This is a genomic window from Planococcus maitriensis (assembly GCF_003289925.1).
Lineage (GTDB): Bacteria > Bacillota > Bacilli > Bacillales_A > Planococcaceae > Planococcus > Planococcus maitriensis.
The window spans coordinates 53,004-79,690 of the sequence record NZ_QLZQ01000009.1; the positions used below are offsets into that span (position 1 = coordinate 53,004).

Consider the following 26,687-nt stretch of genomic DNA (forward strand, 5'->3'; position numbering starts at 1 on the left):
GGGCCGCTGGTATCTAAAAAAGCCTGAGCTTATGAGCTTAGGCTTTTATCGGTATATTCCTTTAACAGTTCATATAAGGACAGTTCATAGAGCTGTCTGCCGTTGATCTTGAAGACATTGTTCGAAACAAGCTCATCAATGACCATCGACCGTTTGTCTTCGAATTTCGACTCGGGTATGTGTTCCATCGTGCTTCTTCTCTCCTTGCAGATAGTATCACTATTTCTATACCCGAAATGATCTGCCCCTAAAACCTGCCAACAGAAAAACTGCCGATAATTTTTCGTACCGCCCCCGTTTCGGCAAATTTCAACTCACGCTTTGCCAGGATAGCGCTCCTGCAAATACGCAGCTGCATTTCGGATCAATTCTTTCAGCACTTCCGGATCGATATCGCTAAGCTTATTGATGTAGATGCAGGATTTACCCGACGTGCATTTCCCCAGGCGATCGAGCGCATCCGGATCTTTTTCTGCACACCCTGTCAAATACAGGCTGATTTTCGCTTTGCGCGGGGAAAATCCGGCAAGCGGCGCATCGCCTTCATGGCCAGTCGCGTAGCGGTAATGGTAGGAGCCGAAACCGATAATGCTGTCCCCCCCACATTTTCGCCGGATGGCCGGTCGCTTGTTCAAAAATCTCCAGCAGCCGGTAAGCATCTTCTTTTTTTGACGGCTTTTCGACCGATTCGATGAATTCGATGACACTGCCTTCATGTTGTTTCGTTTTTTGTTCGTACATCGCTAGCCCTCCTCCCGAAAACTCCTGGTTCCTACTTCCACATATCGCGCCCATTGTCCTGCATGGACACGCAATGCCGGATACGGAACGTGACGGTCATTTCCATTCCGATAATGTTAAGTCAAAATGTCACATATCTTCCCGTGTCCCGTGCCTCCCTTTCTTGATGCTTGGCCCGCTCTCTTGCCATTGACTATGCTTTGTATTGGCTAGTGAAGTGTTCCGCCAACTCCTCGATTTGCTGTTCCCTTTTTTTATGGGACCAATTGATGATGGCGGTGGAATTGACCACTGCCCCTTTCGCTTCAAGCAATGTCTTCATTTTCGCCATGGCCCTATTGCCGCCCATCCATTTATAACGGAATTGCTGTGTCAAGAAACAGGAGACATTCTCTGAACCGAGATCCGGAATCTGCTCAACATACTTAGTAAATCCCGGACATAGTGTAAAAGCCTGCACCCACGCCCCAAAAATCAAGGCATCGAACCTTGCTGTTTCCGGCAGTGAATCCAATTGTACAGCTGCAGGTTTTTTTGTCTCGCCTTCCTCAAGGTTTTGCATCCTCCTTAACTGCACTTCGTGGCCATCAGCCTGCAATTTTTCACGAATCCGTTCGCCAACTAATAAAGTATGCCCGGTCTGGGAATGCACGATAATGCCGATCTTCATGCCCTTGCCCTCCTTCAGGTGAAGCGCTGGCAATTCCATGTGCGGCGCTTCATCAATCGTTGCTTGACTACTTCCCTGCGCTGCAAGATTTTCCTTTCTCCTAAAGTCCATGATTTCACTTTCAACCTCCACTTGCATAAAAAAAACCAATGCTGTTCAAAGAACGAGCATTGGGGTAAGAACATCAACTTATAGTTCATTTCATAAATGGTTCATGCTGGAAATGGATCAGCTTCTCGTTAGCCAAGCGACACATTCAACGTGCGTCGTCTGCGGGAACATATCGACCGGCTGCACTTCCTGCGTCCGGTAGCCGCCGTCTTCCAAAATGCGCAGGTCACGCGCCAATGTCGCGGGGTTGCAGGAAACATAGACGATGCGCTCGGGTCTTTGTTCGAGCATCGTCTGGAGAAGCGCTTCGTCACAGCCCTTGCGCGGCGGGTCGACGACAAGCACATCGGCTTCTTTGCCCTCTTTATACCAGCGCGGAATGACTTCTTCAGCAGGGCCAGCTTCGAATAAGGTATTGGTGAAGCCGTTCAAATCGGCATTGCGCTTGGCGTCTTCGATCGCCTGCGGGACGATCTCGACGCCCATGACGAATTTTGCGCGCTGTGCAAGGAATAGCGAAATCGTGCCGATGCCGCAATACGCATCGATCACCGTTTCGCTTCCAGTCAGCCCCGCGTAATCAAGCGCCTGCCCGTACAGGACTTCCGTCTGTTCTGGGTTGACCTGATAGAACGAACGCGCAGAGATCTCGAAGCGCACATCGCCGATCCGGTCTTCAATGATGTCTTTGCCCCATAGGTTGATGGTTTCGTTCCCGAAAATGACATTGGTTTTTTCAGGATTGACATTCTGCATGATCGACGTCACGTCCGGCAATGCTGCGCGGATCGCTTCGACGGCACGCTCGGCTTGGGGGAATTTCTGTTTCTTCGTCACCAAGACGACCATCAATTCGCCCGTCACGCGCCCTTTGCGGAGAACGACATGGCGCAGCATGCCGCGATGTGTCTTCTCTTCGTACGGCTCGATGCCCATGTCCTGCAAATTGCGCTTGAGCGACGCCATCAACATATCCGCTTCCGGCGTTTGGATCAGGCAGATATCGGTATCGGCAATGCGGTGCGAGCGCGGCTGGTAAAAGCCTGCTACGACGCGGCCGTCATCAAGGCCGAAAGGAATCTGCGATTTATTGCGGTAACGCCACGGATTGTCCATGCCCTTGACCGGACGGACCGGCACGTCCGGCAATTTCCCGAGACGCGCCATCGCATCGCGCACCACTTTCTCTTTGTATTTCAATTGGCCCTCATAGGACAAGTGCTGCAATTGGCAGCCGCCGCAAATTTCAAACACCGGGCACGGCGCGTCGATGCGGTCTGCGGATTTCTCCTCGATCGAGATGAGTTTGGCGAAGCCGTAGGACTTCAAGGTTTTCAATACATGCACAGTCACTGTCTCACCCGGCAATGCATCCTTGATGAACAGCGGATAGCCGTCCACTTTGGCGACGCCGGCCCCATCATGCGTCAAGTCTTCGACGTAGACGGATAAGCGGTCATTTTTCGTTACTGGTTTCATTACGTTCACTCCATTTCACATTGACTTATTGTAACATATCCGCTTTTTAAGCAGTAAAAAACTGCGGCGGGAAATTCCCGCCACAGTTTTATTTCTTGTCTTTCGTTACCGGGCCATCTTTCAGTGATATCCAGAAACCGACGGCAATCGCCAGGATGATCACCAGAAACGGCGCATAGAAAATGAAGAAATCATTCATCTTTCACAGCCTCCTTCAGGCATGGTAATCCGATTTTCCTTTGACGTAATCTTTGTCGAACAGGAACAAGCGGAATAATAGATAAAGCGATGGCAGCAATAGCCCGAGCCCTGCGATAAAGGCGATGATCAAGGCGATCGCCATCGATTCATTCGTGAAGCTGTCATAAATCGTCAGGTGTGGATACAGCAAATACGGGTAATGTGACGCCCCGTAGGCAAAGAATGCGGTAAAGAACTGGCCGACGAGCAAGATGAACGCCAAGCCGTAATTGCGTTTCTTCCAGATCAAGTAGACGGTTCCGAGGAACAGCAGGAACGACAGCGCGAACATCCACCACAGATTGAGCAAGTTCGCGTAATGTTCCGGATTGTGCCCGCGAAGTTCAAAAATGATGCCCGTTGCGGTGATGATCGTCGGGCCTGCCCAAATCAGCGCGTATTTTCGGACGAGTTGCGTCGCTTTCTCGTCGCCCGCTTTCCAGGCATACCACGTCAGAAACACGGCAGAAATATAAAGCACTGCGGCAATGCTCAAGACGACGATACTCCACATCAGGGGGCTAGTAAAAAGCGCCCAGTAATCAAGGGAGGGTTGGCCGCCCTCCAGGCGCATGAAGCCGCCTTCTGAAATGGCCAGCACTGGCGACAGCGCCGCCGGAAGCAACAGGCCGGATAAGCCGTACATATAGATATAGCCGCGGTGGTTGATCTTTGCGCCATAAGTGGCGAACGCATAATACGAACCACGCACTGCCAACAAGATAAGCGCAATGCTTGCAGGCACGAGAAGCGTCGTGCCGTAGTAGAACGCCGTCTGCGGGAAGAACCCGATGATGCCGACGAAGAAGAATACGAAAAAGACGTTCGTCACTTCCCATACCGGCGACAGATAGCGCTGGATGATGCCTGTCAATATATGCTGCTTGTCGGAAAAAGCACTGTAGGCGTTAAAGAATCCGGCGCCGAAATCAATCGACGCCACGATGACGTAGAGGAACAAAAACAGCCAAAGAACGGAAATTCCGATAATTTCGAGTGTCATTATTCTTCACCGCCTTTTTCGGATTCACGCTGTGCCAATTCCTTCTCGACCGGATTGCGTTTGTACATGCGCGACAAGACGACAACCGTGCCGATTCCGAGGATGACATAGAGGCCGGCGAACAACACGATCATCAAATCGACTTGCCCGCTTGTCGTCGCCCCTTCACTCGTTTTCATGTAGCCGCGCAGGATCCACGGCTGCCTGCCGACTTCCGTGAACCACCAGCCGGCCTGTATCGCAAGCATGGCGAGCGGTCCCGTGAGGACGGTCAGCCAGCGGAACCAGGCCTTCTTGATGAGCGGCCAGCCGCGCCATGCCCCGACGACATAGACAAATGAGAAGAACGCGAGCCACATGCCAAGCATGACCATCGTATCGAACAGGTAATGAATCCACAAAGGCGGGATTTCATCGTCCGGGAATTCATTCAACCCGGTCACTTCGGCACCCGGCACCCCATGCGCCAGGATACTCAAAGCATATGGGATGCGGATCGCGTATTTCGGCTCTTCCCCGTCCAATACACCGAACAGCACCAATTCCGCTTCTGACTCCGTTTCAAAATGCCATTCGGCAGCCGCCAGTTTTTCGGGCTGGTATTCGGCTAAATATTTACCCGAAAAGTCTCCGATGACAGCCGTCGCGATGGAAAAGACCAGCCCGAGCTTCATCGTCAGGAATAATGCTTTCTTATGGTAGATATGGTTCGATCCGCGCATCAGGCGATAAGCCGCAATTGACGCCAATACAAAGGCGCTCGTCATGAATGCCGTCGCCAGGACGTGTGCGACTTTCGTCGGCACGGCCGGGCTGAACATCGCGAGCAGCGGGCTGACGTTGACCAGCTCGCCGTTCAAGACATCGAAGCCTTGCGGGGCATTCATGAACGAATTGACGATGGTGATGAATACAGAGGAAGCAGCCGCTCCCAGTGCGACCGGAACCAGCAGCAGGAAATGCTTGCGCTGGTCTTCAAAACGGTCCCATGTATATAAATAGATTCCCAGGAAAATCGCTTCAAAGAAAAAGGCGAAGACTTCCATGAACAGTGGAAGCGCGATGACATTCCCTGCCATCTGCATAAAATTCGGCCACAGCAGCGATAATTGCAGCCCGATTGCGGTACCTGTTACAACCCCGACCGCAACCGTGATGACGAAGCCCCTCGCCCAGCGGCGTGCCAGGAGGATGTAATGCTCGTCATTTTTCCTGATCCCGACCCATTGGGCGATCATGATCATGAGCGGGACCCCGACACCGATCGTTGCATAGATGATGTGGAAAGATAGGGTCATTAAGGTCAATATACGGCTTTGTAAGGCCACATCTTCAAATCCCAAAATTCTCGTCCCCTTTACATGGGCCATAGCCCGTTATATGTTTTATTGTACCTCAAAGCCCCTGCCATAAACTTCTCCAAGGCATCCGATTCCGCCCGATGTTTGAATAAGCTGTGACAAAATAAATACATCCCCATTGAAATTTTGCTGAATTTTTAGTATTCTATAATGAACAAAAGAAAAGGATGATTCATATGGAAACAAGAAGAAAGGTATTTGCCTACATTACTAGAGGCGAAGAAAACAACCGTGAACTGCTTGTATTCGAGTATAAAGGCGAACCGGAAGTCGGGTTGCAGGTGCCAGGCGGGACGATTGGCGAAGGCGAATTATTGATCGATGCCCTTTACCGCGAAGTGAAAGAAGAAACCGGCTTGCCGCGCGATGTGCTGGAATTCGTCGGGAAAATCCATAAATACAATTACTACCCGGCGCATAAAGATAAGGCATACGAGCGCAACATCTTCCATTTTGAATACACCGGCGAAAAAGTCGATGAATTCGAGCATACGATCAAAAGCGAAGGGCGCGATAACGGGCTTGTCGTGCAGTACCGCTGGGAACCAATCGAAGATTTGCCGAAGCTCGCGGCTGACCAGGACGAAGCCATCGAACTGCTGGAGTATTGAACTTGAGGCACAAACAAAAAAGCGATCCACGCACCCTGGAATCGGGGGGCGGGGATCGCTTTTTTTACTTGCGGTCTTTTTCTTTAATATACTCGAGCGGTACAAACATCTCAATATGGCGGGCCAGGTTTTCGAATGTGGCCGGCAAAATGCCGCCGAACTCGCCATCGAGGTTCAGCAAAACACGTTCATTGGAAGTCACTGAAATCTTGCTCGCTTTCACGTACAATACATGCGGGTCGGATAAATGCTCCCCGCGAAGCGCCAGTGATGCCACGCGGATGAATTCCGCCATATTCAACTCCTTCAGGATGAGTAAGGTGAATTTGCCGTCGTTGATGCTGGCATCCGGCGCCAGTTTTTCGAAACCGCCGACGGAATTCGTCAGCCCGATCAAAAACATCATCGCTTTGTCGTCGAACACTTGCCCGTCATATTCAATGCGGACACGGGATGAGCGAATCGAAGGAATCATCTCGATACCTTTCAAATAATACGCCAATTGGCCGAGCACCGTCTTGAGCTTACTCGGGACTTCATATGTCAATTCGGTCAAGCGCCCGCCTCCGGCAATATTGACGAAATAGCGGTCATCGTTCATGACCCCGATATCGACAGGGATCGATTCGCCTTTGATAATGATATCGACAGCACGGTTGATATCTCGCGGGATGCGCACCGCCCGTGCGAAATCATTGGTCGTGCCCATCGGAATCAGGCCCACTTTCGGGCGTTCCGGATATTTGGCGATTCCGGAGACGACTTCGTTGAGCGTCCCGTCCCCGCCGACTGCCACTACCAAGTCAAATTTGCGCTCGACGGCATACTCCGCCGCTTTCACTGCGTCCCCTTCACAGGTGGTCGCATGGCAGGACGTTTCATATCCTGCGACTTCCATCTTTTCCAACACTTCCGGAAGGTGGCGGCGGAACAGTTCCCTGCCGGATGTCGGGTTATAAATTATGCGTGCTCGTTTCATCGGATTCAGCCTTTCTGGACCATTCTATAGAAACAGGACATGACAGGGCTGCAGAAAGTTCCCGCGGACGGGGCATTCTGCAGCCGGCTGTCTATATAATGTTAAGCCAAGCTTTTCTGCATACTCTTGCGAATGTCTTCATACGTATCTTGCCAGAGCTCGGGGTCGGATGTAAAGCGGTCCGAAATCTCCCCGATTACGGTCTTCCAATGCAGTTCGTATTGGGGATCTTCTTTCTCGGGCAGTTTCGCTTTCTTTTCGTCGACCATCTGCTGGACTTTCGGTGAACGCGGCCCCCACGACCCTTTCACTTCCCCGTTTTCGGACAAGAAAATATATTTGGGGATCGACTTGCCGCCGTCCGTCAAATACCGGTCCATGAGTTCGGGATTATCGTCGCGGTAAACGCAGCGCACTTCGAGATCTGCCGCTTCCGCCAGTTTCCGGAGTATCGGATTGACCATCATCGCATCGCCGCACCAGTCTTCGGTAATCGCCAGGATGTGCAAACGCTGCCGCTTCAGCATATCGATAAATTCCGGATCGTCCGGCAACTCGAATTTTTCATAGATCGCGTAGGTTTTTTCCTGGTTGGATTCCATCTGCGCCATATATTTCTCCAGTGAGATGGCATGCTCAAAATATTCCAGCTCCGTCATCATTCTATCACGTCTCCTTACAAAACAGTTTACCTGTTCTTTTCCCTTGGCGGCAAACTTTTAAGCAAAAAGCTGTGGAATTGTTCCAATTAACGCTACATTTCGCAGTCGGTTGCTGTTTTATAATGCAGAATGTGGAGCAGCAAGTTAGACGTGAGAGCGAGATGGATAATTCATAATACATTTTATCACGAGATAACCGCCTCCCGCTTTGGGCTGGCCTCTTGCAATAAGCCAAGAAGAACACTTGTCTTATTGCATCGGCTCGCCCGTTTGCGCGGTTCGGCTTTTGGATTTCATTGGATGTTGCATGCGAGGACGCGTCTTTTTTTATTATATTCGTCCGCTTGTGAAGACGCCTAGCTAGAGTTGATAGCGGAAAAGATGGTTCACTAGCTATTCTTTACGCAATTACAAAGCTGTCCAAAACTATTCATATTAATTTTAGTGACAGTGAATTTCATTTCCCCACTATACTTAGAGATGAAGCGGAAAGGGGCCGCGCGGGCTGGCGAGACAATGGTGGCGCGCCCTTTGCCACCTTGGCTCAACACCCGCCCCTCGGCAAACGTGCCCCTTGGAGCGGAGTCTCCCCCTATCACTTACTTTCACTATAAACCTCCCTGTCAGGGAAAGCGTCCCCTTGAAGCGGAATCTCAAGCAATAATATTCCTCATTAAACTACGAACTTCCCCAATCCACTTGACTAAAATAATCCACAAAAAAAGGATGGCTGAGTGAGCCATCCTTTTCCTGATTAACGTTTCGCGATTTCCTCGAGGAGGATTTTGTTCAAGAGCGGCGGGTTGGCCTGCCCTTTTGTCGCTTTCATGATTTGCCCGACGAGGAAGCCGATTGCGCGGTCTTTCCCGTTCTTGTAATCTTCGATCGACTGCGGGTTGGCGTCCAAAGTATTGGTGACGTACTCAAGCAATACGTTTTCGTCCGAGATCTGCACCAAGCCTTGCGCTTTGACGATCTTGTTCGGGTCGCCGCCTTTTTCGATCAATTCCTTGAAGACTTTCTTGGCGATTTTCGAAGAAATCGTGCCTTCGCCGATCAATTTGATCATGCCGGCAAGTCCTTCCGGCGTCAGTTCCGTCTCCTCAAGCTCTTTATTCTGGGCATTAAGGTAAGCGGACACTTCACCCATCAGCCAGTTCGATGCCAGTTTCGCATCGGCCCCAGCTTTGACGGTCGCTTCGAAGAAGTCGGAAATCGGCTTCTGCAAAGTCAACACCATGGCATCGTAAGAAGACAAGCCAAGTTCAGATACGTAACGGGCTTTACGGGCATCCGGCAGTTCCGGAATTTCTGCGCGCACGCGCTCAAGCCATGCGTCGTCTATGACGATGTCGACCAAATCCGGTTCCGGGAAGTAACGGTAATCATCCGAGCCTTCCTTGACGCGCATCAAGACGGTTTTACCCGTCGATTCATCGTAGCGGCGTGTTTCCTGCTCGATGACGCCGCCTGCAAGCAATACTTGTTCCTGGCGGATCTGTTCATGCTCCAAGCCTTTTTTGACGAAGTTGAACGAGTTCAAGTTCTTCAGCTCGGTTTTCGTGCCGAATTCATCACGGCCGTATGGGCGCAAGGAGATATTCGCATCGCAGCGAAGCGAGCCTTCTTCCATGCGCACATCGGAAACGCCTGTGTATTGGATGATCGATTTGATTTTCTCCAAATACGCATACGCTTCTTCCGGCGTACGGATATCCGGCTCCGAGACGATTTCGATCAATGGCGTGCCTTGGCGGTTGAAATCGACAAGGGAATGGCCGTTTCCGGTATGTGTCAGTTTCCCCGCATCTTCTTCCATATGGAGGCGCGTGATGCCGATACGTTTTTTCTCGCCGTTCACTTCAATTTCCAGCCAGCCGTGCTCGCCGATCGGCTCGTCGAATTGGGAAATCTGGTATGCTTTCGGGTTATCCGGATAGAAATAGTTTTTGCGGTCGAATTTTGTGTGGCGGGAAATTTCGCAGTTCAATGCGAGTGCCGCTTTCATCGCCCAGTCGACTGCCGTCTTGTTGACGACCGGCAATACCCCAGGGTAGCCGAGGTCGATTACGTTTGTGTTGGTGTTAGGTTCTGCACCGAAATGAGCCGGGGAAGGCGAGAACATTTTGGATTCCGTCTTCAGTTCGACGTGGACTTCAAGCCCGATGATCGTTTCGAAATTCATTGTGCTGCTCCCTCCCATGTTTGCGGTGTTTCTTTATGGAACCCGGTCGCCTGCTCAAAAGCATCCGCGACGCGGTAGACGGTTTCCTCATCAAAATAATTGCCGATGATCTGCAAGCCGAGCGGTAAGCCGTTATCGAATCCGCATGGGACCGAAATGGCCGGAACGCCTGCCAAGTTGACAGGAATCGTCAAGATATCGTTCGCATACATCGTCAGCGGGTCATCGATGATCTCGCCGATCTTGAATGCCGGTGTCGGCGTTGTCGGCCCGATGATGACATCGAAGTTTTCGAAAGCTTTATCGAAATCCTGCTTAATCAAAGTACGCACTTTTTGCGCTTTTTTGTAGTAAGCGTCGTAATAACCAGAGCTGAGTGCGTAAGTGCCGAGCATGATGCGGCGCTTCACTTCGTCGCCGAAGCCTTCAGAGCGTGTATTCATGTAGAACTCAAGCAAGCTGCCGGCTTTTTCCGTACGGTAGCCGTAACGGATGCCGTCGAAGCGGGACAAGTTGGACGATGCTTCAGATGAAGCCAGGATGTAATAAGTGGAAAGCGCGTATTTGGAATGCGGCAAGGAAATCTCTTCCCATGTCGCGCCTTTTTCTTCCAATACTTTCAGCGCATCTTTCACTGCTTGTTTCGATGCTTCGCTGACGCCTTCTGCGAAATATTCTTTCGGCACGCCGATGCGAAGGCCTTGAATGTCGCCAGTGAGTGCCGCTGTAAAGTCAGGCACTTCGACATTGGCAGATGTCGAGTCTTTTTCATCGTGCCCGGCAATGGCATTCAACAGAAGGGCGTTATCTTTGACGGTACGGGTGATCGGGCCGATTTGGTCGAACGATGACGCATAAGCGATCAGTCCGAAACGGGAAACGCGCCCGTATGTCGGCTTCATGCCGACGACGCCACAAAAAGCAGCCGGCTGGCGGATCGATCCGCCTGTATCGGAACCGAGTGTGAACGGAACTTCGCCTGCTGCTACAGCCGCAGCTGAACCGCCCGACGAGCCGCCGGGAACGGTCTCCAAGTTCCATGGGTTTTTCGTGTTTTTATAGTAAGAGTTTTCATTGGAAGAACCCATCGCGAATTCGTCCATATTCAATTTCCCGACGATGACCATGCCGGCATCGCGCAATTTATCCACAACCGTTGCGTTGTAGATCGGGTTGAAGCCTTTCAGGATCAGGCTCGATGCTGTCGTCTCGAGTCCTTCCGTGACGATATTATCCTTCACGCCGATCGGCAAACCGAAAAGCGGGCCGCGTTCCCCTGTATCCGTTTGGTCCATTTCAGCTGCTTGCTTTGTCGCCTGCTCTTCATTCAAAGCCAAAAAGGCATCGACTTTCGGGTCCAATTCCTTGATGCGCTTGAACGTCGCTTCCGTCAAATCCGCAATTGTCAATTCTTTGCTATGTAGTAATTCCTGCAATTCGTTTGCAGTTTTATCAGCTAACTTCATCTTTTTCCCTCCTCACAATCAATCCAGAATCGTTGGCACACGCACTTGTCCGCCTTCATGCTCTTTCACGTTTTTCATCACCAATTCACGAGGCAAGCCTTCGATCGACTTGTCTTCGCGCATCACATTTACCAGCGGCAATACATGCGTCGTCGGTTCTACATTTTCCGTATCCAATTCATTCAGCAATTCCATCGCATTGGTGATCGCTTCCAATTGATCCGCAAAATGCACGGCTTCCTCATCGGTAATTGCCAAACGCGCCAAGTGAGCTACTTCGATTACTTCTTCTTTTGTCATTTTCGCCATTTTCTACACCTCCGGATTCAATAAACATACGGTCTATCATACCATTTTTCTAAAAAAATGAATAGAGACAGCCAGCCGGCTGCCCCTTTAAATTGCACAGTTATTCATAAATGTGAACAACTGGTTCCGATTCCCCGGCTTTCCGTAAAATGAGTGCTTCCGCGCCGTTTGTCGACGTGACGTTCACTTCAATCTGGATGTCGTCCGGGAAATGATCCAGGATCAGGCCAGTGACATATTGCGTAAAGCCGATCACTTCAGCCGAGCCATAGAATTGGATCGGGATTTCAATTTTCATCTCCTGCAATTGACCGCTTTGATAGAAGCCTTTGCCGATGACGCTCGTGAAATTCGAGAAGTACAATTCGACATCTTGCTTGAAATTACGGAACGCCGTATCGATATCCCGGTATTGCTCGTCCGTGCCGGATGTCGGGAACACGATATACTCTTCGTCGATATCATTCCAGTTCGCCACTTCCGTCTCGCCTTTCGGTGCTGCACCATAAGAGAAATAGGTCCCAGGCGTCATCGCGTTGCGGCTGTTCTGGGCAAATAAAGCGATGAGGATCGGCACGTCCGCCATTCCTTCTTTCTCCCTTAAACGCTTGACGATTTCATCGGCCATCCGCTTGCCTTCTTCGGCGATCTGATCTTGCGGAATCGATTCCTCGTAAGGGATGCTGTCCGTCGAGCTGTAGTAAACCGTATTCATGGCAAGCCCGATCGAAACCCCACCGAGGCGGATCTTGTCCTCCCCGGTTTTGACAAGGTAGTTTTGCTCAAGGATGTGTGCGAGCAGTTCCGGTTGCGGGCGTTCGCCATCTTCCGTCTCCGCTTGGCTGCGGCCATCAGCCGGGTTCAGCCCTTGCGGATTGTCTTTGCTTTCGCGCTGGAGCCAAAGCGAGGCTTCTTCATCGGTGATTTTTTGGCCTTCCTGGAAATAATAATCATCCGGCGAGAATTGCTGCTGCGACAGGCGCAATAATCCATGCTCCGCTTCCTTGATGTCGTAGCGCGAATTCAGCCGGCTGACGATTTTTCCGCGGGTGGCACTTTGCTTATACGGCAACAACGTCCGGTAATATTGTTCATCGAGCTGCATGCTCGGGATGATGGCCGTTTCCGCCTCTTCTTCTTCTGTATTGATCACTTCCGCCTCGTCATTACCGGAAGGGACACATCCTGAAAGCAGCAAAATGCTGATCGGGATCCACCAAATGCGTTTCATATGCTAATCTCCTTATTCGTTCAATTCCATAAGCAGGCGTTCTTCGTTCCACACTTCCACGCCGAGATCCTGCGCCTTGTCGAGTTTGGATCCGGCTTCTTCGCCCGCGATCAGCAGATCGGTTTTCTTGCTGACGCTGCCGGTCAATTTGCCGCCGAGTGCCTCGATGCGCGCGCCGGCTTCCTGGCGGGTCATATTTTCCAATTTGCCGGTCAGCACGATTTTTTTGCCGGCAAACGCATTGGCGCCTTCTTCCACGCGGACGATCGTGCCCGTATAGGATAAATTGACGCCGCGCTCGCGTAAACGTTCCACAAGTGCTGCAACTTCTTCTTTTTCAAAATACGTGACGACGGCATCTGCCATCTTGTCACCGATTTCGTGGATGGCAATCAATTGTTCCAAGCTTGCCTGCATCAATTGATCCATCGAACCGAAATGCTCCGACAAAATGCGCGCCCCGCGTTCGCCGACGTGGCGGATGCCAAGGCCGAACAACAAGCGTTCCATCGAATTGCTCTTGGAAGCTGCTATCGCCTCGATCAGGTTGGTGGCGGATTTATCGCCCATGCGCTCGAGTTCCATCAATTGCTCTTTCGTCAGCGCATAGAGATCCGAAATATCCTGGATCAGCCCTTCACGGTATAATTGCTCGATCACTTTCTCGCCGAGCCCGTCGATATTCATGGCATTGCGCGAGACGAAATGGATCATGCCTTCGACGATTTGCGCCGGGCATTTCGGGTTGACGCAGCGCAGCGCCACTTCCCCTTCTATCCGGACGAGTTCACTGCCGCAGGCCGGGCATTCGGTCGGCATCTCAAACGGCATTTCATCACCGGAGCGCATCTCAACAATCGACTTGACGACTTCCGGAATGATATCGCCCGCTTTTCGGATGATCACTTTATCACCGATGCGGATGTCGCGCTCCCGGATCAAGTCTTCATTATGGAGCGATGCGCGCTGCACCGTAGTGCCGGCAACGGCGACTGGTTCCAGAATGGCTGTCGGGGTGACGACGCCGGTGCGCCCGATGCTCAGTTCAATATCGCGCACCGTCGTCATCACTTCTTCTGCCGGGAATTTATACGCGGTTGCCCATTTCGGGCTTTTCGCCGTGAATCCGAGGTCTTGCTGGTGCAGGAAGCGGTTGACCTTGATGACGATGCCGTCGATTTCATAGCTCAGTTCATTGCGCCCGTCCGTCCATTGTTCGATGTATTCCAGCACTTCTTCCACCGAGCGGCATACTTTCCGCTCGCCATTCGTTTTAAAACCGAGATCCGTCAAGTACCGAAGCGACTCGTCATGGTCGTTCAAGCCGTATATCTCCCCGTCGCCGCCGATGCCGTAGATGAAAACATCCAGGTTGCGCTTGGCGGCAATTTTCGAATCCAATTGGCGCAAAGAACCCGCTGCGGCATTCCGCGGATTGGCGAATAGTTCCTCGCTGCGCTCTTCGCGCTGTTCATTAAGCGCATGGAATGATTTTTTCGGCATGAACACTTCGCCGCGCACCTCGATCGACACCGGCTCTTTTAATTTAAGCGGAATCGAACGGACCGTGCGAAGGTTGACCGTAATGTCTTCTCCGACACGGCCATCGCCTCGCGTCAAGCCGCGCACGAATTTGCCGTCATCGTAATGAAGCGAAACGGCCAGGCCGTCAATTTTCAGTTCGCACACGTATTCCACCGAGTCCCCGGCACCGCCGCGCACGCGTTTATCGAAATCGCGCAGGTCTTCTTCATTGAAGACGTTTGATAAGCTGAGCATCGGCCGCTCGTGGCGGACTTTCTCGAAATTCGACAGCGGGGTCCCGCCGACGCGCTGCGTTGGGGAGTCCGGGAAAATCAAGTCGGGGTATAAATTTTCCAGCTCGATCAATTCATTGAGCAATTGGTCGTATACGGCATCGGGCACGCTCGGTTTGTCGAGGACATAATAGGCATGCCCGTAAGTTCGAAGCAATTCATTCAATTCGATTACACGTTCTTCAGCTTTGATGCGGTCCATTCAAGTTCCTCCAGCTCATTCTTTTTCGATCGGCGCAAATTTCGCAAGCAGCCGTTTGATGCCTGTCGGGCTCGGGAAGGCGATATCGAGCTCGGTTTGTTCCCCTTCGCCTTTGACATTGACGACTGTGCCGACGCCCCATTTCTTATGCTTCGCCCGGTCTCCCGTCTTCCAGCCGAGGCGGTCTCCGCCTGATTGCTTATATGCCGGCTTCATGACCGCTTTGCGTTTCGGCGCTTGCCTGTAGCTTGTCGCAGCCCCTGCACGGTGGTTGGCAAAAGTCGGTTCGATCAAGTCTTCCGAGATTTCGGAGATGAAGCGTGATGGCATGTTGAAATTGCTCTTGCCGAAAATCGTCCGCGATGAGGCGTGTGTCAAATACAGCCGTTTCTCGGCGCGCGTGATGCCGACATACGCCAAGCGCCGTTCTTCTTCCAATTCTTCCTCGTCGTTGTTCGAACGCGAGTGCGGGAAGACATTTTCTTCGAGCCCGGCAATGAACACGACCGGGAATTCCAGCCCTTTCGCCGCGTGCATCGTCATGAGGATGATCGGGCCGTCGCCTTGTTCTTCCTCCTCGTCCAATGAATCGATGTCCGCTATCAGCGCCAAGTCGGTTAGGAACGCCACCAAGGACTTGTCATCGCTTTGTTTTTCGAACGCTTGCGTCACCGTCAGGAATTCATCCAGGTTTTCCAGGCGGCTTTGGCCTTCTATCGTTTTATCGTTCTGGAGCATCTGGCGGTAGCCTGATTTCTTCAGCACTTCTTCCACCAATTCCGTCACCGACAAATACTCCTGCATTTCCGTAAATCCTGCAATCATCGCCCGGAACTCGAGCGCGGTCTGTGCGGTTTTCGCAGTCAAGCCCATGAAATCCGCTTCCTGCAAGGAATCCATGATGGTGCGGTCCTGTTCAATCGCAAAGCGTGCCATCTTCTCGAATGAAGTCGCCCCGATGCCCCGCTTCGGTTCATTGATGATGCGGGCGAGCGATAGGTCATCCTCATTGTTCGCGATCAAGCGCAAGTAGGCGAGCAAATCCTTGATCTCCTTGCGGTCATAGAATTTCGTGCCGCCGACGATCGTATAGCTCATATTGGATTTAACGAACATTTCCTCTAAAATGCGCGATTGGGCGTTGGTGCGGTAGAGAATGGCAAAATCAGAGGTTTTGTATCCTTCTTCCTGCATGAGGTTCTGGATGGTCTGCACGATATATTGGGCTTCCTGGCGCTCATCGCCCGCTTTATGGAGCGTGATCGCCGGCCCTTCCTCGTTATCGGTGCGCAATTCTTTCGGGTAGCGGCTCGTGTTTTTCTGGATGACATCGTTTGCCGCCTGCAAGATGCGCTTGGTCGAACGGTAATTCTGTTCGAGCATGATCACTTTGGCGTCTGGATAATCCTTTTCGAACGATAGGATATTCGTGATGTCCGCCCCGCGCCAGCGGTAGATCGACTGATCCGAATCACCGACGACGCAAATATTCTTGAACTTCTTCGCCAATAATTGCACCAGCTGGTACTGGGCGTTGTTCGTATCCTGATATTCATCGACGTGGATATAATGGAATTTATCCTGGTAATATCCCAGCACGTCCGGCACCGTTTCGAACAGCTTCAAGGTCACCATGATCAAATCGTCGAAATCGAGTGACTGGTTTTTCTCTAGGCGTTTCTGGTAGCCCGTGAACACTTCCGCAACCGTTTTTTCATATGGATTGAATTGGTTGGCGTTGGCTGCAAAGGTTTCTGCATCGATGCATTCATTTTTAGCCGAGGATATGGCGTTCAGCATCGTCCGAGGCTCGTATTTTTTAGGGTCCAGATTCTGCTGCTTCAAGACATTCTTGATGACCGTCAATTGGTCGGTCGTATCCAGGATCGAAAAGCTTTTCGAAAAGCCCAGACGGTCGATATTGCGGCGCAGGATGCGCACGCACATCGAGTGGAAAGTCGATACCCACATGCGGTCGCCTGTCCCATGGCCAAGCAAGCCGTCGATCCGGCTGCGCATTTCGCGCGCCGCTTTATTGGTGAAAGTGATCGCCAGGATATTGGATGGATAGACTTGTTTTTCAAGCACCAAATAGGCGATCCGGTGCGTCAGCACACGCGTTTTCCCGGACCCCGCACCGGCCATGATCAATAGCGGCCCTTCTGTTGTTTTGACTGCTTCTTCCTGCTCGGGGTTCATCCCCCGCAGCAAGTTTTTCGTGATTATTTCCATTGTGCACCACCTCGAACATTCGTTCCTATTATTATAGCGATTGCTCAGCCGTTTCCGCAACTGCCTTGACGGTCGCAAGCGCTTTTTTCAAATCTTCATATATGATATTGCCGACAACGACCGTATCGCAAGCTGCCGCCATTTCCTTGGCACGCTCTGCCGAATCGATGCCGCCCCCGTAAAACAGGCGGGTCTTTGCAAGCACTTTCTTTGTTTTCCGGACTAGTTCCGCATCGCCGTAAGTGCCGCTGTATTCCAGGTAAAATACCGGCAGGCGGAAAAAATGCTCCGCCATGCGGGCATATCCGAGCACATCCTCTTCTGACAAGGAGGCATCCGCCCCGGTCAAGCGCGCCGCTTTGCATTCCGGATTCAAGATACAATAGCCTTCCGGCACGATTTCCGTCCAGTCCATGATCTCCCCGTATTCGCGGATCGCTTCGTGGTGGAGCCCTTTGATCCATCTCGGGTCATGGCTGTTGAGCACCGTCGGAATGAAATAATAATCGAAGCCTGGCGTCACCGATTCGACCGTCGACACTTCCAGGGCAACCGGCACCGAATAGCGGCGCACGCGGGCCATCAACTCCAGGACATTGTCGAGTGTGACATCATCACTTCCGCCAATCAAGATGGCATCAGTCCCGGATTCGCAAATTCGTTCCAAATGTCCATCTGAAATCTGTTTCGCAGGGTCTAGCTTAAAGACATGCCGCCATGTTTGAAAGTCCACATGTATTCTCCTAACTGTACTTTTGTTTTCATCTTTCCATTATAACAAAAGATCCCCCAACACTCTGTTCCCATCCATCCGCCTCGAAAGATTTAACACATAAAAAAACGACCAGCGCCATTCGCTGGTCAATCTTTCGGAAGCTCTAAGTTTTTTTCTTCCGGATAGAGCACATCGAGCATTTCCTCGTATGCGTCGTTGCCGTAGTTCAAGCAGCGGCGAACACGGGAAATCGTCGCTGTGCTTGCGCCCGTCTCGTTCTTGATTTTTTCATAGGTCTTTTTCAAACGCAGCATATGGGCCACTTCAAAGCGCTGCGATAACGATTGGATTTCACTGATCGTGCACAAATCATCAAAAAATCGATAGGCTTGTTCTTTGTTTTCCAATGCCAGCACCGCTTCGATCAATTGATCGGTCTGCGGCCCCCTAATCTTATCCACTTGCATGCACATTCAACGTCCTTTCATTGCTCTTCGATTTATCCTGCTTTTACGGACTATACTGAACCGCCTGGGCAATTCCGGGAGTTTCCGGAATTATATGGACCCAGGTCTTGCCTTGCGTCAATTCGGCTATCCCGCTTTCCCCAACCGGCACAAGCATGCCATTTTCTGCGCGCCACGTGATATCCTGTACGCTGCCTTCACGGAACAATAATGCCTGCCCGCCTGAAGTCAAGTCGATCTCCTGGCGCCCTTTGGCATCGATTGTTTCATGCGCTGTTTCAATGACCAGCACATTGGCGATTTCGATCGGCTGCGACGTTTCCTTATCTGCAGTCGCGATTCCGCCCGATGTCCGGCCGTAAAGCTGCGACTCCGCATCATAGGTATAGGTGCTCGTAAAAAGCGGGTCCCCGCCGTAGCTTACTTCTATAGAAGCAGCTTGTCCCCCTAGTTTATCATTACTGCCCGGTGCAGAGAAAGCATAAGGTGCTTTCGTGCTGTAACTGGGTGAAGCGCTGGTCATCTCCATCGCAAGTTCGACGTTTTCATAGGTGATATAGGAATTATGCGGCGCCACACGGTCCAATGAACGCTTGAACAAAGTCCCGTCGTACTGCATGCCGTTGATATGATCGACCACTCCTGAATCAAGCAATTGCTTCGCTTCGGGGCTATATCCATGTGCAACGAAAAACGCGTCATAGGCATCGGCCAGTTCGACGAAATAATCCCGCGCGCTTCGCACCGGCCCGATGTTCACCGGGAACTGGCTTTGATACAAGGCCAAAAAACGCGTGATATTGTATTCAGCAATTAACTCGAACACTATGTCCGCCTCAACCAGGCCCGTTTGCGGACGTGCAGCCGGATGATTATTGATGACTGCCATCACTGCGCGGCTGCCGTAAGGCCCATCTCCTTGCATCCCTGTGAAAGGGGCCATGGTTAACACTTCCTCAGGTATTTCAGCCGGCTCAGGAGTTTCCGGGTTTTCAGGTGTTTCCTGTTCTTCGGCGTCTTCCCGCCCGATCAGCCAAAAAGCCAAGAGCGCTGCAACGATCAGCAATGCAAGCAAGATCAGCCATTTCTTCATCCCTGTTCCCTCATGAATGCCGGGAATAAGATGGTTTTATTCATGACATCATAAATCCCTTTTTGGGTAATGCGGACATACGGCAAATGCGTCGCCATCAAGAACAATAAGGTATAGACGGCGTCGCCATGCTCATAGCCGCGCTCTTTCAATGCGCTCTTCAACTCGGTTTCCTGCTCCATCAACGATTCCATCGGCAGTTCGGACATGATGCCGCCAATAGGAAGCGGCAATTCGCAAATCGTCTCGCCGCCTTCGGTCAAGACGATGCCGCCTTTAAGGAGCTTCACTCGTTCAAACGCTTTCCACATGTCCTTGCGGCTTTTACCGATCAACACGATATCTCCGGTATTCGTATAGGAAGAAGCAAATCCATCGACTTCCGTGGCGAAGCCCTTGATCAATGTATTGACCCGCCATTTGCCGTTCTTGTCGATGAGCATAAGGAAGCTTTCGCCATGTTCTTTCGATAAGCGCTCGACATTCGTGTCGACACTCACCGAATAAGGTTTGGTGATGACATCATTGACCATTTCCACGCCGAACGGCATCGAAAACTGGAAATCATCATCGTTCAATTCGAAATCGAGATCCAATTCCGGAAGCACTGACCAATCCACATCGTCGAGTGAACGCATTTTCTGGCCGTCTCGCTTAAGCCAGACCCCTTTTGAAATGACGCCGCTCGGCACCGGATTATCGATTGAATCGAGAATATTCAAATTCGCATAGCGCCCGGTCGCGATCAGCCCGTGCAAGCTCGTCAGGTTGTAATAACGCGCTACATTATACGAAGCCATCATATAGGCGTCGATTGCTGGAACGCCGGCATCGAGCGCGATTTGGATGCATAAATCCATCACGCCGTCTTTATGGAAGACCGGCGTCGAGCCGTCTGTCGTCATCATCAATTTATCGAACACATTCAATTCACGCTCGACGATCCCTGACAATAATTCCGGCAAATCCGGGCGAATCGAAGAATGGCGCAGCGTCACGCCGTAGCCGTGCAATAGGCGTGTCTCAACTTCATCGACGGTCATCGCTTCATGATCCCCGTCAGCGCCCAGCAGTTTCATGCGTGCCAAGGTCTTCTCGGAAGCACCCGGGAAATGCCCTTCGATTTTCTTCAGGCTGATCTTCGCTTTTTGAATCCAGTAAAGCATCTGGTCATCGCCAGCCAATAGTTTGGGCCAACCCGTCAATTCACCGCCAAGGATGACGTCAGGGCGTTCCAACCACTCGCCGACCGCTTTCGAGGTGAATTTTTGGTCCTCCCCGACGAGTTCCGTCTGCGAATCGAATCGCGTCCACCAATAAAAAGTGAACGGCAGCTCCGCCATACGGTCCAATAATGTAAACGCTTTCTCATTTTCCAAAGCTAAAAACAGCGGCAAGTTGTCAGAGATGAACCCTGTCGTTCCGCCTTGTGCAGCGTAATCGGCAAATTGCTGCGGATTGTATAATTGATAGGGATGGACATGAGGCTCAATATAGCCAGGCACGACCCATTTTCCGCTGACATCCACGACTTCTGTCGAATCATCGATTTTCGGCATGTCTTGCCCTGCATAAATGATACGGTCTCCGTATATCCATATATTCCCATTCATCCATTTCTTAAATATCCCGTGCAGATATGTAGCATTCGTCAGCACAAGACTGGGGGACAATTCTTTCGACACAATCTTCAATTGTTTCCGTATTTCTGTATTTCTCCATAAAGGGTTTACCATCCGAAGGCACCTGCTCTCTTTTCAATATCCATACATCGTATACTAGCATAATTATGCATTTTTTTACAGAGAAGGACGCGAAAACGCGCGTTTCTTCCGCTGCATCGGACATAAAAAATCCACGCCTCTGAGACGTGGATTTCCGCTTATTTATTGACCGGATTGCTGAAAGGCTCCAGGATATCCTGCTGGTCTTGTTCTTTTCTCGTCAGGACATCAGAAACCGGATCATACGATTCACCGTAGAAATGCTCGTCTTTATACGTATGGATGTCTTCATACATTTTCTTCATCGCTTCGAAAATCTCTTCTTCTGTTTCACCATTCGGCGCCCAATAAAGGATTTCCATCGAGTTCTCTTCGCCAGTCGCCAGCGAACGGCGGCAATAGCCGATTGATGAGGCATGCTCGAAGCCTTCGCGCGCGTAAAAGCGCAAGCGCTTTTCAGAATCCGTGTCTTCATAATCGACCGGTTCGACTTCCAAGATAATCGGCTTGTTCTTGTCCTTCAGCATTTGCAAGGTTTTCTTGCCGATGCCCATGCCGCGCGATTCTTTCGATACGAATAGGTAGTCGACGAACGAGAAGCTTGGGAATTCCGCATACATCAATACGTGATACGGCCCCTCATCTTTGTAGTAGACGCTGCCTTTTTCCTTCAGCAACGTGTCCATATGTTCTTTCGATTTCATTTCCTCCACTGGGAAATATTGATTCAGCTTTTCATACCAGTTCATCATTTTTGCTCCTTCCGAGTTTGAATGCCCTGCTGGTTTTGTTGGTTCCGGGGTAGTGATGGATAAAAATTGGAGTTTAGTAAAAGAGGTAAAAGTGGGCTTTTGAAAATCCTCTGCGGCAAGGTGCCGCATAAATAAATGGCACAGTTTCATGATGAAATTGTGCCATTCTATTATAACAATTATTCGTTTATATTGCACGCCAGCCGATATCTGTGCGGTAAAAGAAACCGTCCCACTCCAATTTGCCAAGTGCCTGATAGACGGTTGTCTGGGCGTCTTGCAAGGTCTCCCCGCTGCCTGCGACAAGCAGCACGCGGCCGCCGTTTGCAGCGAAACGGCCTTCAGAGAGCTTCGTGCCGGCATGGGTGACGGTAACGTCCGCTAAGCCACCCAGCTCCGGCAAGACCGCACCTTTTTCCACATTTCCCGGATAGCCATCCGCTGCAATGACCACACCGAGAACAGGGCGTACATCCCACTCAAGCTCCATTTCCCCGCCGTCCAGAATGGCAGAGATGAACGCGCCGAGGTCGGTCTTCAGCCGTGGCAAGACCACTTGCGTTTCCGGATCGCCGAAACGCGCATTGAATTCGATCACTTTCGGGCCACCAGCCGTCAAAATGATTCCGGCGTATAAAATGCCGTTGAACGGAGTGCCTTCGCTGTCCATCGCCTCTACCGTCGGGCGGACAATTTTCGCGAAAGTCTCTTCGACAACCGATTCCGAAATCTGCGGCACCGGCGAGTAAGCACCCATGCCGCCTGTATTCGGCCCCTTATCGCCATCAAACGCGCGCTTATGGTCTTGTGAGATGACCATCGGGTAGATCTTGCCATCCTGGACGAATGACATGAAGGAAAATTCCTCCCCGTCCAAGAATTCCTCGATCACGACGGTCGATCCCGAGTCGCCGAATTTTTGCCCGTCGAGCATGTCCTTTACGGCATCGATTGCTTCTTGTTCGCTTTGTGCCACGACGACGCCTTTTCCGGCTGCGAGCCCATCCGCCTTGATGACGATCGGCGCGCCTTGCCGCTTGATGTAGTTGATAGCTGCCCCAGTATCTGAAAAACTTTCATAAGCTGCGGTCGGAATCGCGTATTTCTTCATCAATTCCTTGGCGAACGCTTTGCTGCCTTCGATGCGCGCTGCCGCTTTGTTCGGCCCGAAGATCTTCAAGCCGCGTTCTTCAAAGAAATCGACGATGCCTTCTGACAGCGGCTGTTCCGGCCCCACGAATGTAAAGTCGATATCATTGTCCTTGGCGAACTGCGCCAAAGCTGCGAAATCCGTCTCGCTGATGTCAACGAGTTGTGCGTCCTGTTCCATGCCGTCATTGCCAGGCGCCACATAAACTTTCGCAACCGATGGCGAGATGGCGAATTGATGGGCAAGTGCGTGTTCACGCCCGCCTTTACCGATGACCAATACGTTCATAGCCGTGCACCTCCGATTAATGTTTGAAATGGCGGACGCCTGTGAAGACCATCGCGATGCCGTGCGCGTTCGCCGCATCGATCGACTCCTGGTCTTTTTTTGAACCGCCCGGCTGGATGATCGCTTTGATGCCGGCTTGCGCTGCCGCTTCCACCGTATCGGACATCGGGAAGAAAGCATCCGATGCCATCGCTGCGCCTTGCGCTTTGCCAGCTGCCTGTTCGAGTGCAATGGCGGCTGCACCAACGCGGTTCATCTGTCCTGCACCAACGCCTAAAGTCATCGACTCATCGCACACGACAATGGCATTTGATTTAACGTGCTTGACGACGCTCCAGCCAAGTTTCAAGGCTTCGAGTTCTTGTTCTGTCGGCTGTCTTTCCGTCACGACACGGATATCTGCATCTTCATAGCCGAATGTATCCGGCTCCTGGACGAGCAAGCCGCCTTCGACTGTAACCGTGTTCCATTTGTCGCGGCGTTTCGTTTCAAACGGCACCGTCAACAAGCGGATGTTTTTCTTTTTGCCGAGTTCTGCAAGCGCCTCTACCGTGAACGATGGCGCGATGACGATCTCGAGGAAAATCTGCGACAATTGCTGTGCCGTCTCGAGGTCGACTTCACGGTTCAAGGCGACGATGCCCCCGAAGATCGATGTCGAGTCCGCTTCATACGCTTTCTTGAACGATTCGGAAAGAGTAGCACCGGTCCCGACGCCGCACGGGTTCATATGCTTCACTGCGACACTTGCCGGCATCGTGAATTCCTTGATGATCTGCAGCGCAGCATTGGCGTCTTGGATATTGTTATAGGAAAGCTCTTTGCCGTGCAATTGCGTGGCATGTGCGATCGAGAAATCCGAACCGAGCGCGCTCTTATAGAACGCTGCTTTTTGGTGCGGGTTTTCCCCGTAGCGCAGCGCTTGGGACAATTCATATGTAAGGGTCAACTGCTCCGGATATTGTTCATCGGTCAGTTCCGTTAAGTAATTGGAAATATAGGCATCATACGCCGCGGTATGGCGGAATACTTTCGCTGCGAGTTTCCGGCGCAGCTCGGGGCTCGTTGTTTGCTGCTCGTGCAGTTCCGCAAGCACCGCTTCGTAATCACCGGAATCGACGATAACCGTCACGTAAGCATGGTTTTTCGCCGCCGAACGCAACATTGTCGGGCCGCCGATATCAATGTTTTCAATCGCATCATCGACTGTCACATCCGGTTTTGAAATCGTTTCGCGGAACGGGTACAAATTGACGCAGACAAATTCGATCGGTGCGATGCCGTTGTCGCTCATTTGCTGCTGGTGTTCGCTATCGTCGTGTTTCGCCAGCAAACCGCCATGGATCAGCGGATGCAAAGTTTTCACGCGTCCACCTAAAATCTCAGGGAAACCGGTCACTTCGTCCACTGCCGTCGTCGGAACGCCATTGTCCTCCAAATGCTTGCGCGTGCCGCCTGTTGATAAGATTTCTACATCCATTTTTACTAGTTCACGGGCAAACTCCAAAATGCCGGATTTGTCCGATACGCTCATCAATGCTCTTCTTTTCATTCATGGACCTCCTAGACCGACTGCTGCCGGCTGAATAATTGCTGCAAACTCTCAGGGTATAAGTGGTGCTCGATTTCATGGATTTTGCGTTCCACTGTCTCACGGTCGGCGCCATCTACTGTAAATGAGCGCTGTGCGATGATCGCTCCCGTGTCCATGCCTTCGTCGACAAAATGCACGGTGACACCAGCCTCTTTTGCCCCTGCTTCTAGCGTCTGGCCGATCGCATCTTTTCCGGGAAACGCCGGCAGCACCGATGGGTGGATATTAACGATGCGGTTTTCGTAAGCCCCGAGCAAAACCGGGCCGATCAACCGCATAAACCCGGCCAGCACGAGCCACTCGACACCCGCTCTATCTAATTTTTCCACCAGCATCGACTCATATGCTTGTTTGGACGCATACTCACGTGGTGTAAACGAGAACGCCGGCACTCCTGCCTGCTTCGCCCGTTCCAACACATACGCAGACGGCTTATCCGCCACGACCAGAACGATGTCCGCATCGAGACGCCCGTCTTGAGTTGCTTCGTAAAGCGCTTGAAAATTAGAGCCGTTTCCAGAAGCGAAAACGGCCATTTTTGTTCTATTTTTCATGTAAAGTCCCGTCCTGACTGCCTTGGAACTGGACACCCTCGATCTCTGTCACTTTACCGATCACATAGGCTTTGTCTCCATTCGCTTCGGCTGCCTGGATCGCTTGTTGTGCATCCGCTTCAGAAACGGCCACTGCAAATCCGATGCCCATATTGAACACGGAATACAGATCACGGTCTGCCAGTTCGCCTTTTGCTTTCAACAGGTCGAATACCGGAAGCACCGGCCAGGAGCCAAGTTCGATCTCAACGCCTAGCCCCTCAGGCATCATGCGCGGCAAGTTTTCGATAAAGCCGCCGCCCGTGATATGCGCCATGCCGTGGACGTCCGCCTGTTTGCGGATCGCCCCGACGGTCTTGGCGTAAATTTTTGTCGGCTCGAGCAGCAAGGACTCGAGTGTGCCGAGCTCTTCAAAGCCCGCCACTTTCTCGTCCAACGAACTTTCCTCATCGCCCAATAGAACATGGCGGACGAGCGAATAGCCGTTTGAGTGGATGCCGCTTGAAGCAAGCCCCACCAAGACATCGCCCGCTTGGATGCGCTCGCCTGTCACGATATCCGCTTTTTCGGCAGCACCGACCGCAAAGCCGGCGATGTCGTATTCATTCTCATCGTAAAGCCCCGGCATTTCAGCCGTTTCTCCGCCGATCAACGCCGCGCCTGCATCTACACAGCCATCTGCAACGCCTTTGACGATTTGTTCGATCTTTTCAGGAACCGCTTTGCCGCAAGCAATATAATCGAGGAAGAACAAAGGTTCCGCACCTTGTGCAACGATATCGTTGACGCACATTGCGACGCAATCGACACCGATCGTATCGTGCTTATCCGCCATGAAAGCCAGTTTTAACTTCGTGCCGACACCATCTGTTCCCGAAACGAGAACCGGTTGTTTCAAATTCAGCTCGGACAAATCGAACATGCCGCCGAACCCGCCGAATGCACCCAGCATTCCTGTACGCGCGGTGCGTTCGACATGGGATTTCATCCGCTTGACGGCTTCATAGCCCGCTTCGATATTGACGCCTGCTTTTTCATACGCTTTAGACAC

24 protein-coding genes and 1 pseudogene are annotated in these 26,687 nt (G+C 51.6%); 1 reads left to right on the top strand and 24 read right to left on the bottom strand.

Annotated elements, in window-relative coordinates; genetic code table 11:
* Positions 1-29 precede the first annotated feature (29 nt).
* The 7 genes and pseudogenes from fbpA to DP119_RS14810 form a co-directional block, all read right to left on the bottom strand.
* Positions 30-188, bottom strand: coding sequence for a Fur-regulated basic protein FbpA (gene fbpA / locus DP119_RS14785; protein WP_084632764.1), 159 nt, complete (start codon positions 186-188; stop codon positions 30-32).
* Positions 189-314: 126 nt separating this feature from the next.
* Positions 315-741 (bottom strand): annotated as a pseudogene (locus DP119_RS14790) (DUF1801 domain-containing protein).
* Between the two features lie 193 nt (positions 742-934).
* Positions 935-1,411 (bottom strand): flavodoxin family protein, encoded by a 477-nt coding sequence (locus tag DP119_RS14795; RefSeq protein WP_146747878.1) that lies wholly within the window; start codon positions 1,409-1,411, stop codon positions 935-937.
* A 228-nt stretch (positions 1,412-1,639) separates the two neighbouring features.
* On the bottom strand, positions 1,640-3,001 hold the full coding sequence (gene rlmD, locus DP119_RS14800; RefSeq protein WP_112233878.1) for a 23S rRNA (uracil(1939)-C(5))-methyltransferase RlmD: 1,362 nt from the start codon (positions 2,999-3,001) through the stop codon (positions 1,640-1,642).
* An 88-nt stretch (positions 3,002-3,089) separates the two neighbouring features.
* Positions 3,090-3,200 (bottom strand): cytochrome bd oxidase small subunit CydS family protein, encoded by a 111-nt coding sequence (cydS, locus tag DP119_RS16060; RefSeq protein WP_374703198.1) that lies wholly within the window; start codon positions 3,198-3,200, stop codon positions 3,090-3,092.
* 15 nt (positions 3,201-3,215) lie between these two features.
* Positions 3,216-4,244, bottom strand: coding sequence for a cytochrome d ubiquinol oxidase subunit II (locus tag DP119_RS14805; RefSeq protein ID WP_112233879.1), 1,029 nt, complete (start codon positions 4,242-4,244; stop codon positions 3,216-3,218).
* Positions 4,244-5,614, bottom strand: coding sequence for a cytochrome ubiquinol oxidase subunit I (locus DP119_RS14810; RefSeq protein WP_205853887.1), 1,371 nt, complete (start codon positions 5,612-5,614; stop codon positions 4,244-4,246). Before DP119_RS14810 ends, DP119_RS14805 begins: the two co-directional genes overlap by 1 nt.
* Before the next feature lie 167 nt (positions 5,615-5,781).
* Between DP119_RS14810 and DP119_RS14815 the strand changes: the two genes are divergently transcribed.
* On the top strand, positions 5,782-6,216 hold the full coding sequence (locus DP119_RS14815; RefSeq protein ID WP_068868587.1) for an NUDIX hydrolase: 435 nt from the start codon (positions 5,782-5,784) through the stop codon (positions 6,214-6,216).
* 64 nt (positions 6,217-6,280) lie between these two features.
* On the opposite strand, the gene DP119_RS14820 is transcribed toward DP119_RS14815, so the two are convergent.
* The 17 genes from DP119_RS14820 to purM form a co-directional block, all read right to left on the bottom strand.
* Positions 6,281-7,195, bottom strand: coding sequence for a diacylglycerol kinase (locus tag DP119_RS14820; RefSeq protein WP_112233881.1), 915 nt, complete (start codon positions 7,193-7,195; stop codon positions 6,281-6,283).
* A gap of 101 nt (positions 7,196-7,296) precedes the next feature.
* Positions 7,297-7,857, bottom strand: coding sequence for a thioredoxin family protein (locus DP119_RS14825; RefSeq protein WP_112233882.1), 561 nt, complete (start codon positions 7,855-7,857; stop codon positions 7,297-7,299).
* A gap of 754 nt (positions 7,858-8,611) precedes the next feature.
* Positions 8,612-10,042, bottom strand: a complete 1,431-nt coding sequence (gene gatB / locus DP119_RS14830) for an Asp-tRNA(Asn)/Glu-tRNA(Gln) amidotransferase subunit GatB (RefSeq protein ID WP_112233883.1) — start codon at positions 10,040-10,042, stop codon at positions 8,612-8,614.
* Positions 10,039-11,508, bottom strand: a complete 1,470-nt coding sequence (gene gatA / locus DP119_RS14835) for an Asp-tRNA(Asn)/Glu-tRNA(Gln) amidotransferase subunit GatA (RefSeq protein ID WP_112233884.1) — start codon at positions 11,506-11,508, stop codon at positions 10,039-10,041. Before gatA ends, gatB begins: the two co-directional genes overlap by 4 nt.
* 18 nt (positions 11,509-11,526) lie before the next feature.
* Positions 11,527-11,817 carry an Asp-tRNA(Asn)/Glu-tRNA(Gln) amidotransferase subunit GatC gene (gene gatC / locus DP119_RS14840; protein ID WP_058381395.1) on the bottom strand — a complete coding sequence of 97 codons (291 nt, stop codon included), beginning with the start codon at positions 11,815-11,817 and terminating at the stop codon, positions 11,527-11,529.
* Between the two features lie 100 nt (positions 11,818-11,917).
* Positions 11,918-13,048: a CamS family sex pheromone protein gene (locus DP119_RS14845; protein WP_112233885.1), complete on the bottom strand. Its 1,131-nt coding sequence runs from the start codon at positions 13,046-13,048 to the stop codon at positions 11,918-11,920.
* A gap of 12 nt (positions 13,049-13,060) precedes the next feature.
* On the bottom strand, positions 13,061-15,067 hold the full coding sequence (ligA, locus tag DP119_RS14850) for an NAD-dependent DNA ligase LigA (RefSeq protein WP_112233886.1): 2,007 nt from the start codon (positions 15,065-15,067) through the stop codon (positions 13,061-13,063).
* 15 nt (positions 15,068-15,082) lie between these two features.
* Positions 15,083-17,299, bottom strand: coding sequence for a DNA helicase PcrA (pcrA, locus tag DP119_RS14855; protein WP_112233887.1), 2,217 nt, complete (start codon positions 17,297-17,299; stop codon positions 15,083-15,085).
* 31 nt (positions 17,300-17,330) lie between these two features.
* On the bottom strand, positions 17,331-18,032 hold the full coding sequence (gene pcrB, locus DP119_RS14860; protein ID WP_112233888.1) for a heptaprenylglyceryl phosphate synthase: 702 nt from the start codon (positions 18,030-18,032) through the stop codon (positions 17,331-17,333).
* Positions 18,033-18,160: 128 nt separating this feature from the next.
* On the bottom strand, positions 18,161-18,481 hold the full coding sequence (locus DP119_RS14865; protein WP_112233889.1) for a YerC/YecD family TrpR-related protein: 321 nt from the start codon (positions 18,479-18,481) through the stop codon (positions 18,161-18,163).
* Between the two features lie 43 nt (positions 18,482-18,524).
* On the bottom strand, positions 18,525-19,574 hold the full coding sequence (locus DP119_RS14870; RefSeq protein ID WP_112233890.1) for a DUF3048 domain-containing protein: 1,050 nt from the start codon (positions 19,572-19,574) through the stop codon (positions 18,525-18,527).
* Positions 19,571-21,310: an adenine deaminase C-terminal domain-containing protein gene (locus DP119_RS14875; RefSeq protein WP_112233891.1), complete on the bottom strand. Its 1,740-nt coding sequence runs from the start codon at positions 21,308-21,310 to the stop codon at positions 19,571-19,573. The genes DP119_RS14870 and DP119_RS14875 overlap by 4 nt, the downstream gene beginning before the upstream one ends.
* Positions 21,311-21,456: 146 nt before the next feature.
* Positions 21,457-22,047, bottom strand: a complete 591-nt coding sequence (locus tag DP119_RS14880) for a GNAT family N-acetyltransferase (protein WP_112233892.1) — start codon at positions 22,045-22,047, stop codon at positions 21,457-21,459.
* 190 nt (positions 22,048-22,237) lie between these two features.
* A complete protein-coding gene (purD, locus tag DP119_RS14885; protein ID WP_112233893.1) occupies positions 22,238-23,488 on the bottom strand; it encodes a phosphoribosylamine--glycine ligase in 1,251 nt (416 codons plus the stop codon).
* A 16-nt stretch (positions 23,489-23,504) separates the two neighbouring features.
* Positions 23,505-25,040, bottom strand: coding sequence for a bifunctional phosphoribosylaminoimidazolecarboxamide formyltransferase/IMP cyclohydrolase (gene purH, locus DP119_RS14890; protein WP_112233894.1), 1,536 nt, complete (start codon positions 25,038-25,040; stop codon positions 23,505-23,507).
* 11 nt (positions 25,041-25,051) lie between these two features.
* On the bottom strand, positions 25,052-25,636 hold the full coding sequence (gene purN / locus DP119_RS14895; protein WP_112233895.1) for a phosphoribosylglycinamide formyltransferase: 585 nt from the start codon (positions 25,634-25,636) through the stop codon (positions 25,052-25,054).
* Positions 25,626-26,687, bottom strand: coding sequence for a phosphoribosylformylglycinamidine cyclo-ligase (purM, locus tag DP119_RS14900; protein WP_112233896.1), 1,062 nt, complete (start codon positions 26,685-26,687; stop codon positions 25,626-25,628). The genes purN and purM overlap by 11 nt, the downstream gene beginning before the upstream one ends.

Bases quoted from the DNA above. Each gene is read 5' to 3' on its own strand.
- purH (WP_112233894.1), bottom strand. From the start codon at position 25,040: ATGAAAAGAAGAGCATTGATGAGCGTATCGGACAAATCCGGCATTTTG.
- rlmD (WP_112233878.1), bottom strand. From the start codon at position 3,001: ATGAAACCAGTAACGAAAAATGACCGCTTATCCGTCTACGTCGAAGAC.
- purN (WP_112233895.1), bottom strand. From the start codon at position 25,636: ATGAAAAATAGAACAAAAATGGCCGTTTTCGCTTCTGGAAACGGCTCT.
- DP119_RS14820 (WP_112233881.1), bottom strand. From the start codon at position 7,195: ATGAAACGAGCACGCATAATTTATAACCCGACATCCGGCAGGGAACTG.
- gatA (WP_112233884.1), bottom strand. From the start codon at position 11,508: ATGAAGTTAGCTGATAAAACTGCAAACGAATTGCAGGAATTACTACAT.
- gatB (WP_112233883.1), bottom strand. From the start codon at position 10,042: ATGAATTTCGAAACGATCATCGGGCTTGAAGTCCACGTCGAACTGAAG.
- DP119_RS14825 (WP_112233882.1), bottom strand. From the start codon at position 7,857: ATGATGACGGAGCTGGAATATTTTGAGCATGCCATCTCACTGGAGAAA.
- DP119_RS14845 (WP_112233885.1), bottom strand. From the start codon at position 13,048: ATGAAACGCATTTGGTGGATCCCGATCAGCATTTTGCTGCTTTCAGGA.
- DP119_RS14805 (WP_112233879.1), bottom strand. From the start codon at position 4,244: ATGACACTCGAAATTATCGGAATTTCCGTTCTTTGGCTGTTTTTGTTC.
- purD (WP_112233893.1), bottom strand. From the start codon at position 23,488: ATGAACGTATTGGTCATCGGTAAAGGCGGGCGTGAACACGCACTTGCC.
- ligA (WP_112233886.1), bottom strand. From the start codon at position 15,067: ATGGACCGCATCAAAGCTGAAGAACGTGTAATCGAATTGAATGAATTG.
- DP119_RS14865 (WP_112233889.1), bottom strand. From the start codon at position 18,481: ATGCAAGTGGATAAGATTAGGGGGCCGCAGACCGATCAATTGATCGAA.
- cydS (WP_374703198.1), bottom strand. From the start codon at position 3,200: ATGAATGATTTCTTCATTTTCTATGCGCCGTTTCTGGTGATCATCCTG.
- DP119_RS14875 (WP_112233891.1), bottom strand. From the start codon at position 21,310: ATGGTAAACCCTTTATGGAGAAATACAGAAATACGGAAACAATTGAAG.
- pcrA (WP_112233887.1), bottom strand. From the start codon at position 17,299: ATGGAAATAATCACGAAAAACTTGCTGCGGGGGATGAACCCCGAGCAG.
- DP119_RS14795 (WP_146747878.1), bottom strand. From the start codon at position 1,411: ATGAAGATCGGCATTATCGTGCATTCCCAGACCGGGCATACTTTATTA.
- DP119_RS14870 (WP_112233890.1), bottom strand. From the start codon at position 19,574: ATGAAGAAATGGCTGATCTTGCTTGCATTGCTGATCGTTGCAGCGCTC.
- DP119_RS14810 (WP_205853887.1), bottom strand. From the start codon at position 5,614: ATGGCCCATGTAAAGGGGACGAGAATTTTGGGATTTGAAGATGTGGCC.
- fbpA (WP_084632764.1), bottom strand. From the start codon at position 188: ATGGAACACATACCCGAGTCGAAATTCGAAGACAAACGGTCGATGGTC.
- DP119_RS14815 (WP_068868587.1), top strand. From the start codon at position 5,782: ATGGAAACAAGAAGAAAGGTATTTGCCTACATTACTAGAGGCGAAGAA.
- DP119_RS14880 (WP_112233892.1), bottom strand. From the start codon at position 22,047: ATGAACTGGTATGAAAAGCTGAATCAATATTTCCCAGTGGAGGAAATG.
- gatC (WP_058381395.1), bottom strand. From the start codon at position 11,817: ATGGCGAAAATGACAAAAGAAGAAGTAATCGAAGTAGCTCACTTGGCG.